Below are 14,996 nucleotides of genomic sequence, written 5' to 3'. Positions count from 1 at the left end.
TCGCTTCCTATCCTCGATCGACATACTCCCGATAGACCAGGTCGTGAATGAGCGGGCGGAAGACTTTTATCTTCTCGTTCTTCCGAGTCGGATGTACCCGGTTGGATAACAGCACCACTTCTAATTCGCACAGGGGATCAATCCACAGTGACGTCCCTGTATAGCCGAGATGTCCGAACGACCGTTCGGAGAAGCAGGCCCCCGATGAAGACGGCGCCGACGGAGTATCCCATCCCAACGCCCAACTTGATCCAGACACAGATTCTTGGCGCGTCGTAAACTGCCTGACAAACTTCTCCTCCAGAATCGATTCTCGTCCATGATAGCCGCGAAGCCAGGCTCCGGACACAGCCAGCACCGACTCAGCAGTCCCGAATAACCCTGCATGGCCCGCAACACCACCCATCGATGCGGCATTTTCGTCATGGACCTCCCCACGTAAAAGACGATGCCGCCAAACATCCTGTTCGGTCGGAGCAATCCTTGAGACCTCCGGTAGGGATTGCCCATGCCCTGCCACTGGGTGAAAGAGCAGCGGGTCAGCCCCTGTCGGCCGAGTGATCGCTTCTTCGCACCATCGGTCCAATGCCATGTCACTCAGACGCTCCACCAGAAATCCCAGCAGCATGAATCCGAGGTCGCTGTAGACGCTGCGCGCTCCTCGTATGTAGATCAATGGCTCATCACGAATCAGACTCAGCACCGCATCCCTGATGGACTGACTTCCGCCAGAATACTCTGAAGTCATACCTCGTGCTTCGAGCCGTTCGTAGATCGGGCGCCAACCTGGCAGGCCTGAGCGATGGGTCAAGAGATCTCGGACTGTCGCCTCCCCGATCGGCGTCCCTTCAAGCTCTACCAGTATCTGCTGTAGGGAGTCTTCAAGAGACACCTTAGCGCGCTGAATCAGGAGCACGATGGAGGTGACCGTTGCTAACGGCTTCGTCAGCGAGGCTAGGTCATAGAGAGTGGAGGGTTGCACGAGAAGACCTGGGGGCTCTGACGACAATCGTCCAGCCACCACAACACATTGCAGTTCGCCCTGCAGGCGTACCGCCAACTGGGCACCGGGAAAAACACCGTCATTAACGGCCGTTTGTAATGCCGCTTCAATAACGCGATGGGTAGCCATAGGCACAACAACCTGTCACGGGTAGGGACATGGCTGCTGGAGAGGGGCGAGAAGCCAGCCGGGGAACGGACCAGTGAACGAGAACTGATCAGGCCGAACGAGTCACAACGCCGGGCTCGACTCTCCTTCGAGCTTCTCTTCCGCTGCGGTCGCAGCATCATGCAGCGCTTCCTGCTCTTCCACTTCCAACATCCGCTCGAACATCCTCAACGATGCACGCAGCCGTTCAACCATGAGCAGCCGCTGTTTCTGAAGCGCTAAGAGGTCACGTTGCGTATCGGTCAGCTCGACTCTGGCCTGACGGATCAACTCACCGGCTTTCAGTTCGGCTTCTTTGATGACAAGGTCCGCCTCTCGCTGAGCATTCCGTTTCACATCTTCTGCCAGTGACTGCGCCGACAACAGGGTACTCGACAATGTCGATTCCGTCCGCTTCATCTCGACAAGCTGCTGCTCCAGAAACAGAATCTTTTCTCGCTGGACGGCCTGGTCCCGATTCAACGATTCGACCGTCTGCGCCAACTCCTCGAGAAAGCGATTGACCTCTTCCTTGTCGTAGCCGCGGAAGCTGACCCTGAATACCATTTGCTGGATATCGAGCGGTGTAATTCTCATGGCATCCCCCATGGTCATATCAGTTCATCCTCATAGCTAATTCCTTGAGTGATTGCACCACCGCGATCTGTAAAAATATAATGATCAGAATCACGATGAGCGGCGACAAATCCATCCCCATACGCCACCCGATCCATCGACGAATCGGCGCCAGGACCGGTTCGGTCGCGCGATCGAGAAATTGCACGATGGGATTCCAGGGGTCCGGATTGACCCACGAGATCAGGGCACGCGCAATGATCACCCACATATAGAGCCACAACACATAGTCGAGGATGGTCGCAACCGCCGTCAATACATTACCTGCAACAAACATCAGTGTCCCAACTCCTTCGAGCGTATCGTTGCCGCTTCGACGGCCGACATCAACGTCGCACGAAATCTCCCCTGTTCAAGCTGATGCAGCCCGGCAATGGTCGTGCCTCCTGGAGAAGCCACCCGATCTTTCAGCTGAGCGGGATGCATCCCAGACTCCAAGACCAACCGAGCCGCACCGAGCACCGTCTGGGCAGCGAGGAGCTCGGCAACCTGCCGCGGAAGCCCCATCTTGACGCCCCCGTCCGCCAACGATTCGATGGCAAGAAACACATAGGCTGGCCCACTGCCGCTCAGTCCGGTCACGGCATCCATCAACCGCTCCTCGACCAGCACCACTCGTCCGACTGCTTCGAATACCGTTCGGGCCATTCGGTTGTCATCTTCAGATACCGCGCTGCCCAGGGCAAGGGCGGTCATACCCTCCCGAACCAATGCCGGCGTATTCGGCATTGCACGAACGACCCGCATCGCTCCGGCCATCTGTTCCGCAATAGCTTGAATCGTCACCCCTGCCACAATAGAAATCACTAACGCATGGGCCAAGGCCTGACCAAGGTCACTGAGCACAGCCTGAAGCATCTGGGGCTTCACCGCCAAGACGACCACATCGGCCCAGGCGACGGCCTCACCATTGGCAGAACCAACCCGAATGCCGAATTGACGCTTCAAGTGATCACGGCGTTCGGCAACGGGGTCCGTCGCCCATATCGACTCGGCAGAGCACACCTGTCCGGAAAGCAGCCCGCCGATCATGGCCTCTGCCATCTGACCGCCCCCGATAAAGGCAATCTTGTTCGTGATCGTTGGACTAGCCACGCCGTGCTCCAAATATAGCCGTGCCGACCCGCACCATTGTGGCCCCTTCTTCGACTGCCACGAAATAGTCGCTCGACATACCCATCGAAAGTTCCTTCAATGAGACGGTGCTGATCGATTGCTGCGAGAGGCGCTCGGCCAACTCACGCAAACGACGGAAAGAGAGACGAGACTGCTCAGGATCGCTGGCGGGAGGGGGAATCGCCATGAGCCCCTTCACCTCCACATGAGGCAAGGCTCCCAATCTCGGCAGCAGTCCCTCAAGCTCACCAGGACGAAAGCCGGTCTTTGTCGCCTCCCCCTCAAGATTGACCTCCAGCAACACCGCTTGCCTCACTCCGACTTCTTGGGCCCGTTTTTCTATCTCTTCTGCCAGTTCAAGACTGTCGACCGAATGTATCAGGTCGAAGATCCCGACGACTGATCGAACCTTTCGCCGCTGCAGGTGGCCGATGAAATGCCACTGAATCGGCGAGACCCGTAAACCTTCGATTTTCGGAAGTGCCTCTTGGAGGCGGTTCTCCCCGAGTATCGTCAGCCCTGATGCAATCCCCTCGCGAAGCTGATCGAGCCCCACTGACTTTGTCGCGGCAACGAGACGCACGCTGCCTTGGGGCCGCCCAGCTTGCCGAGTCGCAATCCTGATCTGCTCGAGCACGAATCGGATATGCTCACTGATTGAACCACCGACCGGTACATCCATCTCATTTGATCGCCATAGCTAACGCCCTGCCGCTCGAACGTTCGGATGTATTGTACCCAAACCACCGAACAAATGTCAGCGCGACGCGCCAGACCATCTGTTACCGGCTGGAAGCAAGGGTGATCCCGCTAACCATCGTTCCGTTCACACGACCTTCCCGTCGATAGGAATAGAAGAGCTCATCGTGACAGATCGTGCAGAGATTCACCGATGAGACAGCACGTGACGCGACACCATCTCCTTCTACTTGTCGACGGATCAGGGCCTTGAGATCCAAACGCGCGTTATGTCCCCGATAGCCCCGCACAACCGATTCCCAATCCGGCAACCCCGCTTGGAGCTGGTCGAGCACAGGGCCATCCACTTCATAGCAACAAGGACCGGCCGAGGGTCCAATGCTGACTCGTAAATCCGACCGCGTCGATCCGAATCTGGCCACCATGAGCGAAAGCGTCTTCGGCACAATCCCGGCGACAGCCCCCCGCCAGCCGGCATGAATCGCGGCCACGACATGCCGACGGGGATCATGCACGAGGACCGGGACACAATCCGCCGTACGCACCGCCACCGTGACGCCAGGCTGGTCGGTCACCAGCGCGTCCCACCCGCCAGGGAACTGGTCCGACTCAATCAGTGGCCGATCCACCACCAGCGCGTCAGTCCCATGCACTTGCTTGACGGACAGCAGCCAGCCACGCCCCTGGGCCCCGGACTGGCGAGCCGGCACTCCGACCTCTAGCGCTAACGAATCCGCATGACGGCGTGTGCCGAAAAAATGCCGGACGCCGTCCCGTGCGGATGCGAAGGCAGGAACCGTGATGACCGCTGCACTCATAGCCCTACTCCGATGAGACGATTCACGGTCACGGACCTGTCGACTTAGTCGACCTGTTTGCGTAAAAACGTAGGCACATCCCATTCATCATCCGCCACGACCGCGACTCGCTCCATCGATTCTCTCGAATCGCTCGGCCGTCGCAAGAAACTTGGGCGATCGAGATCCTTGAGCGGCCGGTCTGCATACGATCCGCCCATCGAGGCGCCCATTCCCGTCGCGACCTGTTGCCCATTCCGTGGACTCCGCGCCGCAGCCGAAGGAATCGGAGCAGCCTGCTCCTCCCGTTCAAATCCCGTCGCAATCACCGTCACGACCAAATCGTCACCCATGTCGGGATTGATGACCTGTCCGACAATGATATTGGCTTCCGGATCGGCTGTCTGCTGGACAATCGTGGCCGCTTCCTCGATCTCGTGCAGGGACATATTGGGTCCGCCTGTGATATTCAACAACACGCCGCGCGCACCCTCCACACTACCTTCTTCCAGCAACGGACTGCAGATCGCCTTCTGCGCCGCTTCAATCGCCCGATTCGTCCCGCGTGCCACACCCATGCCCATTACCGCACGCCCCGTATGCGACATAATCGTGCGGACGTCGGCAAAGTCCACGTTCACATGGCCGGTGGTCGTAATCACATCCGCAATCCCTTGAATCGCCTGCCGGAGGACGTCATCGGCGACCTTGAAGGCTTCGAGCAACGGTGTGGATTTATCCACGATGCCGAGCAATCGCTGGTTGGGAATCACAAGCAAGGTATCCACGTGGCGGCGGAGATCACGAATGCCTTCATCCGCATGACTCATCCGGCGATGACCTTCGTAGGTAAAGGGCTTGGTGACAACCCCGACCGTCAAGATGCCGAGTTCACGCGCAATACTTGCCACGATCGGCGCGGCGCCGGTTCCTGTGCCACCACCCATGCCCGCCGTGACGAACACCATGTCGGCACCCTCAAGACATTCCCGAATCTGATCTTTACTTTCCAGCGCGGAATCTTTCCCGACTTCCGGCTTCGCTCCAGCGCCGAGTCCCCTGGTCCGCTCAGGCCCCAGTTGCACCTTATACGAGGCCCGCGACCGATCCAACGCCTGCAGATCGGTATTGGCTGCAATGAAATCGACCCGCGCCAGTCCGGACGTGATCATCGTGTTAATGGCATTGCACCCGGCGCCACCCACACCGATCACTTTGATCCGAACCGGGGATACGACATCCTCTTCAAATGAAAACATCAGGACACCTCCCTTAATAATAACATCCGCGTGACGGACATCCGCCTCGCGTCACAGTTAAAAGAACTCGAACATCCAAGTTTTCATCCGATCGAACGCTTTGCTCAACGGCCGCCCCCCGCGCAGACCGACCGTAGCCCTCTCCTCGGCATGGTGCCGGGCATGGAGCAACAGACCGACTCCTGTGGCATGTATGGGATTGCTGACGATATCGCGAAGCCCTCCGACCCCGCTAGGCGCACCACGGCGAGCCGGAAGATTCAAGACCTGCTCTACCGCATCGGGCATCCCTTCCAACAACGACGTCCCCCCGGTAATGACCACCCCTGCGCCCAACATCCCCTCATAACCGGCACGCGCGATTTCCCGGCGGACCAGCTCGAATATTTCTGCAACCCTCGGCTCAAGAATCTCCGCGACATCACGGCGCGAAAACGTCCTGGCGGGACGGTCCCCGACCGACGGCACCTCCACCGTTTCATGGCCCTGCACCAATCCTGTGAGCGCAATCCCATGTTGCAATTTGATCTTCTCAGCCTCGACCTGCGTCGTCAGCAAACCGATTGCGAGATCCTTCGTCAAATTCTGCCCGCCGATCGGCAACACTGCAGAATGCCTGATGCTCCCGTCGAGAAAAATCGCGAGGTCGGTCGTCCCTCCCCCGAGATCGATCATGACGACCCCCAGATCCCGCTCTTCCACGCTCAACACTGCCTCACTGGAAGCCAACGGTTGCAGCACGATATCGACGACATCGAGTCCCGCGCGATTCACACACTTAATAATGTTCTGCGCGGACGTCACGGCCCCGGTAATCACATGGACATTCACCTCGAGGCGGCTTCCGGACAGCCCCAACGGCTCCCTGATACCCTCTTGCCCGTCTACCGTGAACTCGCGTGGCAACACATGCAGAATCCGCCGGTCGTGAGGAATCACCGCCAGCGTACGGGCGCTCTCGATAGCCCGCTGGATATCCTCCCGCGTGACCTCCGCCTTCTTGAGGGGCACCACACCCTTGCAATTCTCCGCAGAAATATGGCTGCCGGCAATGCCGGTATAGACGGAGTTAATCTGGACCGCCGCCATCAGCTCCGCTTCCTCGACCGCCTTTTTAATCGATTCGACGGTACTCTCAATATCGACCACGACACCTTTACGGAGACCTCGAGAAGGACTGGACCCGACCCCGATGATGTTCAGCGTCCCTTCATCGGTGATTTCCGAAACGATGGCGCAGATCTTCGTGGTCCCGATATCCAACCCCACAAGAATCTGATCACGCTTCGGCACAGTCCTCACCCCCTTTCACGCACGATCACACGGTTGTCATAACGCAAATCGATCTCGCTGCCCTCACGCTTCCGCCCATCGAGCGATACCGTCTTCATTGAAGGCTTCACTTTCTGGAACCGTTCCCACTGATCGACTAAGGCATCGGCGCCGAACTGAAATCGCATCCCGTTGGCCGAGGCCACCACATTCGTTGGATTCGCGAGATCCACCTCAATTCGCCCCTCGATAGAATTGCCGATAAGCTTGGCCAGCACGACCCCGGACTGCACCGCATTGCGGACGCGAGCATCGCCACGCAGAAGCGACTTCGGCTCCAATCCGACCAATAACGGCAACGTAAGCTCATCCTGCCTGCCCAGCTTAGACAGGAGGTGCCCGCTCTCATCGCTCAGCCAATGGTCGACGCCCGTGCGAATAATCGCGGCCGGCGTGCGCTCCACTACCGTCACATGCAGCAGATGCGGAGGCCTGCGTTCGACGATCGCATCCTTGATCCAGGCATGCGTCCGGACGCGCTCGGCAAGAAATCTGGTGCTGACATGCTGAAGCCCCATGCCGGGCTTCAAGGCAAGCAACTCCACCACTTCCGGCTTCGTCACATGGTGAATCCCTTCTACCTCGACCTCGCGGATTTCCAGCCAGCGCTGAAGCACCGGCCCCATCTCTCGTGTCGCGAGGGTCAGCCCCCAGGCCATGGCCGCAAGGCCGATGATCCATGTTCCTATGCGCAAGGCTCGTCGTCCCCGCAAGAAGAGACTTTCTCGACGCGCCTGTTGCCGTTGCTCAGCAACCTCGCTGGCACGCGCCCCCTTCCACTGATTGAGCCGAGGGCCGATCGCGCGCACGGCTCGCTTTTTCATGGACAACTTCATGGCTTGCGCCTGCCCCCAGACGACAGATCAACGCGGACTGTTCGAGCCAATGCGGACGCCAGGATCCGTTCGGTCAACTCGTCATAACCGATCTTGGATCGCCCCGCCGCCATCGGCAACAAGCTCGTTTCCGTCATCCCCGGCGCCGTATTGATCTCCAGCACAAACGGACGTCCCTTCGGAGTAATACGAAAATCCACTCGGGCCGCTCCTTCGCAGCCCAGCACCTCATAGGTGCGCAACGCCAGCGCGCGAATCTGCTTGGTCACCGCCGCCGTTAATGGTGCGGGACAGAGGTACTGCGTTTTCCCCTTTTCATACTTCGCGGCGAAATCGTAGAACCCACCCGGCGCCACAATCTCCACCGCAGGGAGGATCAATGGCGAAAGGGCCTGTCTCCCGATAATCGAGACCGTGACCTCATGCCCCGGAATGTAGGCCTCGACCATCGCATCCGTATCGTAGCGATGGGCCAAGGCCAAGGCGTCACGCCATTGCGCCGGCTTCCGCACGATGGTGACACCGATCGTGGAGCCTTGCGACGCAGGCTTGACCACGACGGGCCAGCGCAACTTCGCCGTCCGCAACAGGGTGGCGCTCGACACCTTCGTCCCGCGCTTGACAACGGTACCACCAGGCACAGGAATGCCCGCCACGGCCAAGAGTGTTTTCGTCGTCACTTTATGCATGCCAACCGCACTGGCCTGGATACCGGACCCGGTGTACGGAATACCCACGGTTTCCAGAAATCCTTGAATCGCGCCATCCTCCCCGCCTGGGCCATGCAAAGCGAGAAAAGCCACTGCAATCTTCTGATCGCGCAAATCCTGGAAGAGCGTCGGACCGACATCGATGGCCACGGCGTCATATCCACGGCGCACCAGGGACCGATGCACCGCAGTGCCCGTCCTGAGCGATACCTCGCGCTCGGCCGATTGCCCACCCATCAGCACTCCGATGCGGGCATGTGTGAGAAGAGGGAGTCCCGTCAGTCGAGGCTGGCTCATACCGCTACGTTGCTCCTACGATTTTGAGTTCAAGCTCTAACCGCACACCCGCCCGACGGCGTATGGTGCTGCGGACCTTTTTGATCAGGGCAATCACGTCTGCCGCGCGCGCCTGTCCACGATTCACCATAAAGTTGGCATGTTTCAACGACACTTCTGCATCGCCGACTCGCGCCCCTTTGAGGCCGGTCGCCTCGATCAATCGGCCGGCAGAATCGTTCGGAGGGTTTTTGAAGACACAGCCCGCGCTCGGCATCGCCAGCGGCTGCGTGTCTCGCCGGTAATGGAGATAGTCTTTCACCACTTTCTCAATCTCCGAACGGGCCCCCTGCTTCAACTGCAGCCAGACCCCGACCACGATGCCGCGAGGCAGCAGGGCCCGACGATACTCGAACGTCACCTGGGCTGCCTCTACATCCACAATCTGGCCTTTCATGTTCACCATCCGAACGGCCTTGACCGAATTCTTCATCTCTCCGAGCTTCGTCCCGGCATTCATCACCACACAGCCGGCCACAGTCCCAGGAATTCCCGCCGCCCATTCCAGGCCCGCGAGGGAATGGCGGATGGCGTAGGCGATCAACGTCGGCATCCCGACGCCTCCATCGGAATACAGAACTGCCCCCGATTCTTCTTTGATCGTCCGCAATCGCACCAGGCTGACCACGATGCCTCGGATGCCTCCATCCCGAATGAGCAAATTCGTCCCGCCCACGACAAACACAGGAACCTTATGCGCGCGCGCTTGCCGAACCACCAGACAGACATCTTCAAGATCAGCCGGCTCCACCACGACATCCGCAGGCCCTCCGATTTTGAAGGAGGTGTACTCTCGCAACGAGGCCTGGAAGGACACAGTTCCCCGAACACCTGCCACCGCGGCCCGCACATCTGCCTGCGTAAATCGCGTAGGGACGCTCGTTGTTGTCGTGACATGCTGACGGCCTCGCTTCATGACATCATGCTGTGGGGGCCAAACGGGCCAAGAGACCAAGCCCCGTCTTCCAAATATCCCCCGCCCCGAGCGTAATGACGAGGTCCCCGGATTTCAGATGGGGCAATACCTGATCAACCAGCGTATCTTTCTGTTCCACAAAGGTCACAGAGGGATGGCCGGCGGCACGCACGATCTCCGCCAGCTTCGCTCCCGACACCCCAGGAATCGACTGCTCGCCTGCCGCATAAATATCCGTCAAAAACAGCACGTCCGATTGCTCGAACGCTTTGGAAAAATCCTCCAGCAAATCTCGCGTCCTGGTATAGCGATGCGGCTGGAACAGCACCACCAACCGCCGGTCTCCCCAGCCTTGCTTCGCTGCAGCCAGAGTGGCCTTGATTTCGGTCGGATGATGCCCGTAGTCGTCTACGACCATGATCCCATTGGCTTCCCCTCGCAGATGGAATCGACGCTCCACACCGGTATAGGCTGCCAGCGCTTTTCGGATCAGATCCACCGGCACATCCAACTCGACCCCGATCGCGATCGCCACGAGTGCGTTGGAGACATTGTGCCGGCCTGGGACTGCCAGGCGGAACGGGCCAAGATTCCGTCCACGGAACTGCGCCCGAAACTCCGCGCCCCATTGGTTCAAGCTGATCTCTGTCGCAAAAAAGTCCGGTGTCACCCCTCCTGGTTCACTCAGCCCATAGGTCTGATACCGTTTCACGATGTTCGGAAAGAGCGCCCTGAGCCGATCGTCGTCGGCACACAATACCGCCAATCCATAGAACGGAACCTTATTGATGAACTCGAGGAAACTTTCGTTGATCTTTTCCATGCTGCCGTAGTGATCGAGATGCTCCCGGTCGAGATTCGTCACGGCAGCGATGGTCGGAGACAGACGAAGGAACGACCCGTCGCTCTCGTCCGCTTCCGCCACGAGGAGATCGCCGCGACCCAGCCGCGCATGACTCCCCAGCGCATTCACTTTGCCCCCGATGACCATCGTGGGATCCAACCCCCCCTGCGCCAGCACATTGGCCACCATCGACGTCGTCGTGGTTTTTCCGTGGGCGCCGGCAATGGCAACCCCGAACTTCAGCCGCATCAGCTCCGCCAGCATCTCGGCCCGAGGAATCACGGGAATCTGCTTGGCCTTGGCCGCCACGACCTCGGGATTCTGTGCCGATACGGCGGAGGAGATCACGACGACCTGTGCCTCTCCGACGTTCGATTCCTGATGGCCGACAAAAATACGTCCACCGAGTTCTTCCAATCTGCGCGTCGTATCGGAGGCCTGCAAATCCGAACCCGTGACTTTGTACCCCAACGTCAGCAGCACCTCGGCAATGCCGCTCATCCCCGAGCCCCCGATTCCGACTAAATGAATCTGTTGTGTTTTACGAAACATTGGCGCGCGCCTTACTCCACCAACCGGTGGATACGGAGGTTGTTCCTGCCGACGTTGCCCTGCACCATTAAACTCCTGCCGCTCCACCAGACCGGTTGACATCATGATGGCCCTCCATGAGTGCATAGCATTCGCGGACGATGACCTCGGCCGCATCGATGTTCCTCATCGCCATACTTGCCGTTCCCATGACCCGTACTCGTTCAGGATCTCCAAGAATCGTCACCATCGTGCGAGCCAGCAAGGCGCCTGTGAGCGTAGCTTGCGGGAGGACCACTGCAGCCCCAGCGGCTTCCATCACCTTGGCATTCCGCATCTGGTGGTCGTAAATGGCGGTCGGCAGCGGAATGAGAATGGCTGGCTTGCCACAAGTCGTGAGCTCCGCCACCGTCATCGCGCCGGCTCGCGCGACGACGAGATCCGCCTGCCGCAATGCCGCAGGCATGTCATAGAGAAATGGCGTCACCTCCGCGACGATACCGGCACGGCGGTAGGCCTCAGCCACTCGTGCCTGGTCGGACTCGCCGGTCTGATGGGTCACCGTGAGGGTAGGCAGCTGTGTCATGAGTTCGGGCAACCCTTCTATCACCGCAGTATTCATCGCCTTTGCCCCCTGGCTCCCGCCGAAAATCAGCACATGAAAGGGTCCCGATCTCTCCTGGCTCTGCTGAACTCCCTCCAGAAAGGCCTGACGAATCGGGGTCCCCACCACACGCACCTTCGAACGAGCAAACGAGCCAGCCGCCGACTCGAACGCGAGAAAGACCCGTTGCGCGAACGGCCCGACTGCCCTGTTTGCCATCCCAGGATTCGCATTCGGTTCAAGAATCACGCGTGGCACCCCGAGCATTGCCGCAGCAAGCAACGCCATGGGACTCGTATAGCCACCGATTCCAATCACCAGATCAGCCCCTCTCGCGCACAATATTCTCACGCACTGCCACAAACTTTTCGGCAACGCACACAAACCCGTCATCGCCCCGAACAGCCCCTTGCCCATGACCGGCTTGGCACTGATCAAAGCCAGATCGAATCCCTCGTGAGCCAGCACTTTCGATTCGAGTCCCCGCGTCGTCCCGACAAACAATACTTTGGTCGTGGGGTCGCGCCGGAGAAACTCCCTTGCCAACGCCACGGCCGGATACAAATGGCCACCGGTTCCTCCTGCTGCAATGACGATCGTCATTCGTGGTCCGACCCACCGCGAGACCCTCCGGCATGTCGATCCCGTGAAATACTGAGCAGCACGCCGACGCCGATCAGACTGACGACGAGCGACGAGCCCCCGTAACTGACGAACGGCAACGTCAGTCCCTTCGTCGGCAGAAGCCCGGTCACCACCGCCGCATTCACTAAGGCCTGGCCCCCGATCAACAGCGTGATCCCCATCCCTAAATAGCGACCAAATGGCAGCCGTGCTCGCGTGGCGATCTGAAACCCCCGCCAGACAAACAGCGCAAAAAGGAGAATGACGGTGACGGTCCCGATGAGCCCCAGTTCTTCTCCGACCAGCGCCAGCACAAAGTCCGTATGGGCTTCCGGCAGAAAGTAGAGCTTCTGCTTGCCCTCTCCCAACCCCACACCGAATGGGCCACCGCTGCCAAAGGCCAAGAACGATTGCGTAATCTGGAATCCGGCGTCCCCCGCATCCTTCCAGGGAGCCAAAAAGGTCATGAGCCGCTGGCGGCGATAACTGGAACCCAGGACCAGCACCAAGACGACCGGAATCGCACAGAGGCCGAGCGTCAACAGATGGGCGACGCGCGCGCCCGCGAGAAAACACATTCCGACCGTCACCAATCCAAGCACGACGACCGTTCCAAGGTCCGGCTCCAGCAATACCAGTCCGCTCAGAAGTCCGAGCACGATCAAGGCCGGCAACAGCCCCTCGCGAAACGACGTAATCTTGTCCCCCTTTTTGGTCAGATACGCCGCGATATAAATAACCGTGACGAGTTTGACCATTTCCGCCGGCTGCATCGAAATCGGCCCTAACCGCAACCAACGCCGCGCCCCTTTGGCCGCCACACCCAACCCCGGTACCAGCACCATGACGAGCAGCAGCAGCATGCCGAACAACATGGGAATGGAGAGCTTCTTCCACAGCGGGTAATCGATCCGCGACGTGAGGTGCATCAATAGCAAGCCGAACGCGAGCCAGGCGACCTGCCGCTTCAGAAAAAATCCCGGATCCTGAAAACGATTGCCCGCCACGATGGCGCTCGCGCTGAACACCATGACCAGCCCCACCAGCGCCAAGGTCATCGTGACCGCAAGCAGGGTGTAGTCCGCCGACACCCGCTTCGTACCCGATCGTTGACTGGTCTGGGACCATGGCAGGGCCAGAGTCCCCGCTGATCGATGCGCCATTGCTCAGAACCGCCCCTCCCTCGCCTGGCACGTCACGCCGGTAAGGCATGAACCAATGCCTTGAATTGACGCCCACGGTCTTGATAGTCGGCAAACATGTCGAAGCTGGCGCAGGCCGGAGATAACAAGACGACGTCTCCCTGCGAGGCCCCCTGTGCCGCACAATCCACAGCTTCGCGTAGCGTGGCCGCCTCGGTCATCGTAGCGACGCCTTCCCAGGCCCTCCGCATCAGTGGCGCCGCTTCTCCGATCAGCATCACGCGCTTCACCCGTCGACCGACCGCCTGGGCCAATCGAGAAAAGTCCCCGCCCTTATCCCGCCCCCCGGCAATGAGCCAGATCGGCTGATCGATACTCTCCAATGCTTTGAGTGTGGCATCGACATTCGTGCCCTTCGAATCGTTCACAAATCTGACGCCTCGGCGCTCGCGCACAATTTCAAGCGCATGTTCGAGGCCGGGAAACGTCATGAGGACGCGACGAATCGTATCGAGCGGGCAGCCGCACAGCACCGCATAGGTTGCCGCCGCCATCACGTTCTCCACGTTGTGGTTACCGATGATGCGAATTTCGCTTCGGCGACAGATCTCCTGCCGCACACCGGTCACCGTCGTCACAATCAGGTCGCCGTCGAGAAACGTACCCCCATCCAGATCGGCACCGAGCGCCGAGGCCTTCGTAAACCCCAACCGCTTTGCCCGGACTTGCTGTCGTAATGATGCCACACGGTCATCGTCGAGGTTGAACAGGGCAAAATCCGACGCGGTTTGATTCTCGAAGATGCGTCGTTTCGCCGCGACATATTCGTCCAGCGACTCATATCGATCCTGATGATCGACCGTCACGTTGAGCAGGGCGGCGATCCAGGGATGGAATCGATCGACCGTTTCCAGCTGAAAACTGGAAACCTCTACGACGAGGTAGTCGAACGGACTCGGCGTTCCTCCCTGGCTGGCACGAAGATCTTCTACCGCCGCTTCGCTCAAGGCAGTGCCTAAATTGCCACCGACAAACGCGCGTTTGCCACTCTCGGCGAGAAACTTACCGATCAACGTCACGGTCGTGCTCTTGCCGTTGGTTCCGGTAATCGCCAGAATCGGGCTCCGGAAGAACTGCGAGGCCAACTCCAATTCGCTGATCACCTTGACCCCGCGCCGACGCACCGTCTCAAGCGAAGCGAGCCGATAGGGCACACCGGGACTGATCACCACCAGGTCCGCCTCGTCGAGCGAGGATTCGTACCGCGCCCCGACCGTCACCCCAACGTGATCGCGGTCGATACTCCCCAGAATCGCCGTCAGCTCCTCCGGCTCCTTGCGATCGGCCACCGTCACGCGCGCGCCCGCCACCTGCAGCAGGCGGCAAGCCGCCACGCCGCTTCTAGCAAGTCCCATGACCGTGACACGTGTGCCCGCAAGTTCCACTGCTGTTACTCCCGCCATG

At 59.5% G+C, this 14,996-nt stretch carries 15 protein-coding genes; all 15 read right to left on the bottom strand.

Going from position 1 to position 14,996, the window contains the following annotated elements:
• Positions 1–7: 7 nt before the first annotated feature.
• On the bottom strand, positions 8–1,132 hold the full coding sequence (locus tag Q8N00_10235; GenBank protein ID MDP2383170.1) for a serine hydrolase: 1,125 nt from the start codon (positions 1,130–1,132) through the stop codon (positions 8–10).
• A gap of 102 nt (positions 1,133–1,234) precedes the next feature.
• Positions 1,235–1,765 (bottom strand): DivIVA domain-containing protein, encoded by a 531-nt coding sequence (locus Q8N00_10230; GenBank protein ID MDP2383169.1) that lies wholly within the window; start codon positions 1,763–1,765, stop codon positions 1,235–1,237.
• A 1-nt stretch (position 1,766) separates the two neighbouring features.
• A complete protein-coding gene (locus Q8N00_10225; GenBank protein MDP2383168.1) occupies positions 1,767–2,063 on the bottom strand; it encodes a YggT family protein in 297 nt (98 codons plus the stop codon).
• Positions 2,063–2,881 (bottom strand): pyrroline-5-carboxylate reductase, encoded by an 819-nt coding sequence (proC, locus tag Q8N00_10220; GenBank protein MDP2383167.1) that lies wholly within the window; start codon positions 2,879–2,881, stop codon positions 2,063–2,065. The genes Q8N00_10225 and proC overlap by 1 nt, the downstream gene beginning before the upstream one ends.
• On the bottom strand, positions 2,874–3,584 hold the full coding sequence (locus Q8N00_10215) for a YggS family pyridoxal phosphate-dependent enzyme (GenBank protein MDP2383166.1): 711 nt from the start codon (positions 3,582–3,584) through the stop codon (positions 2,874–2,876). Before Q8N00_10215 ends, proC begins: the two co-directional genes overlap by 8 nt.
• A 100-nt stretch (positions 3,585–3,684) precedes the next feature.
• Entirely contained in the window at positions 3,685–4,419 is a 735-nt protein-coding gene (gene pgeF, locus Q8N00_10210; protein MDP2383165.1) for a peptidoglycan editing factor PgeF, read from the bottom strand.
• Positions 4,420–4,463: 44 nt separating this feature from the next.
• The gene (ftsZ, locus tag Q8N00_10205; GenBank protein MDP2383164.1) at positions 4,464–5,657 is read right to left on the bottom strand and encodes a cell division protein FtsZ; all 1,194 of its coding nucleotides are present in this window, start codon (positions 5,655–5,657) and stop codon (positions 4,464–4,466) included.
• A 57-nt stretch (positions 5,658–5,714) separates the two neighbouring features.
• Entirely contained in the window at positions 5,715–6,959 is a 1,245-nt protein-coding gene (gene ftsA / locus Q8N00_10200) for a cell division protein FtsA (GenBank protein ID MDP2383163.1), read from the bottom strand.
• Positions 6,956–7,813, bottom strand: a complete 858-nt coding sequence (locus Q8N00_10195) for an FtsQ-type POTRA domain-containing protein (GenBank protein ID MDP2383162.1) — start codon at positions 7,811–7,813, stop codon at positions 6,956–6,958. The genes ftsA and Q8N00_10195 overlap by 4 nt, the downstream gene beginning before the upstream one ends.
• A gap of 8 nt (positions 7,814–7,821) precedes the next feature.
• Entirely contained in the window at positions 7,822–8,832 is a 1,011-nt protein-coding gene (locus Q8N00_10190) for a D-alanine--D-alanine ligase (protein ID MDP2383161.1), read from the bottom strand.
• A 4-nt stretch (positions 8,833–8,836) separates the two neighbouring features.
• Positions 8,837–9,787: a UDP-N-acetylmuramate dehydrogenase gene (gene murB, locus Q8N00_10185; GenBank protein MDP2383160.1), complete on the bottom strand. Its 951-nt coding sequence runs from the start codon at positions 9,785–9,787 to the stop codon at positions 8,837–8,839.
• Between the two features lie 4 nt (positions 9,788–9,791).
• On the bottom strand, positions 9,792–11,183 hold the full coding sequence (murC, locus tag Q8N00_10180; protein ID MDP2383159.1) for a UDP-N-acetylmuramate--L-alanine ligase: 1,392 nt from the start codon (positions 11,181–11,183) through the stop codon (positions 9,792–9,794).
• 67 nt (positions 11,184–11,250) lie between these two features.
• On the bottom strand, positions 11,251–12,369 hold the full coding sequence (gene murG / locus Q8N00_10175) for an undecaprenyldiphospho-muramoylpentapeptide beta-N-acetylglucosaminyltransferase (protein MDP2383158.1): 1,119 nt from the start codon (positions 12,367–12,369) through the stop codon (positions 11,251–11,253).
• The gene (ftsW, locus tag Q8N00_10170) at positions 12,366–13,553 is read right to left on the bottom strand and encodes a putative lipid II flippase FtsW (GenBank protein MDP2383157.1); all 1,188 of its coding nucleotides are present in this window, start codon (positions 13,551–13,553) and stop codon (positions 12,366–12,368) included. The genes murG and ftsW overlap by 4 nt, the downstream gene beginning before the upstream one ends.
• 32 nt (positions 13,554–13,585) lie before the next feature.
• Complete coding sequence (murD, locus tag Q8N00_10165) at positions 13,586–14,995, bottom strand: UDP-N-acetylmuramoyl-L-alanine--D-glutamate ligase (protein ID MDP2383156.1); 1,410 nt, start codon at positions 14,993–14,995, stop codon at positions 13,586–13,588.
• Between the last annotated feature and the right edge of the window lies 1 nt (position 14,996).

This window comes from Nitrospirota bacterium, from assembly GCA_030684575.1.
Classification (GTDB): Bacteria; Nitrospirota; Nitrospiria; order Nitrospirales; family Nitrospiraceae; genus Palsa-1315.
This window is presented reverse-complemented; position numbering and strand designations above follow the sequence as displayed.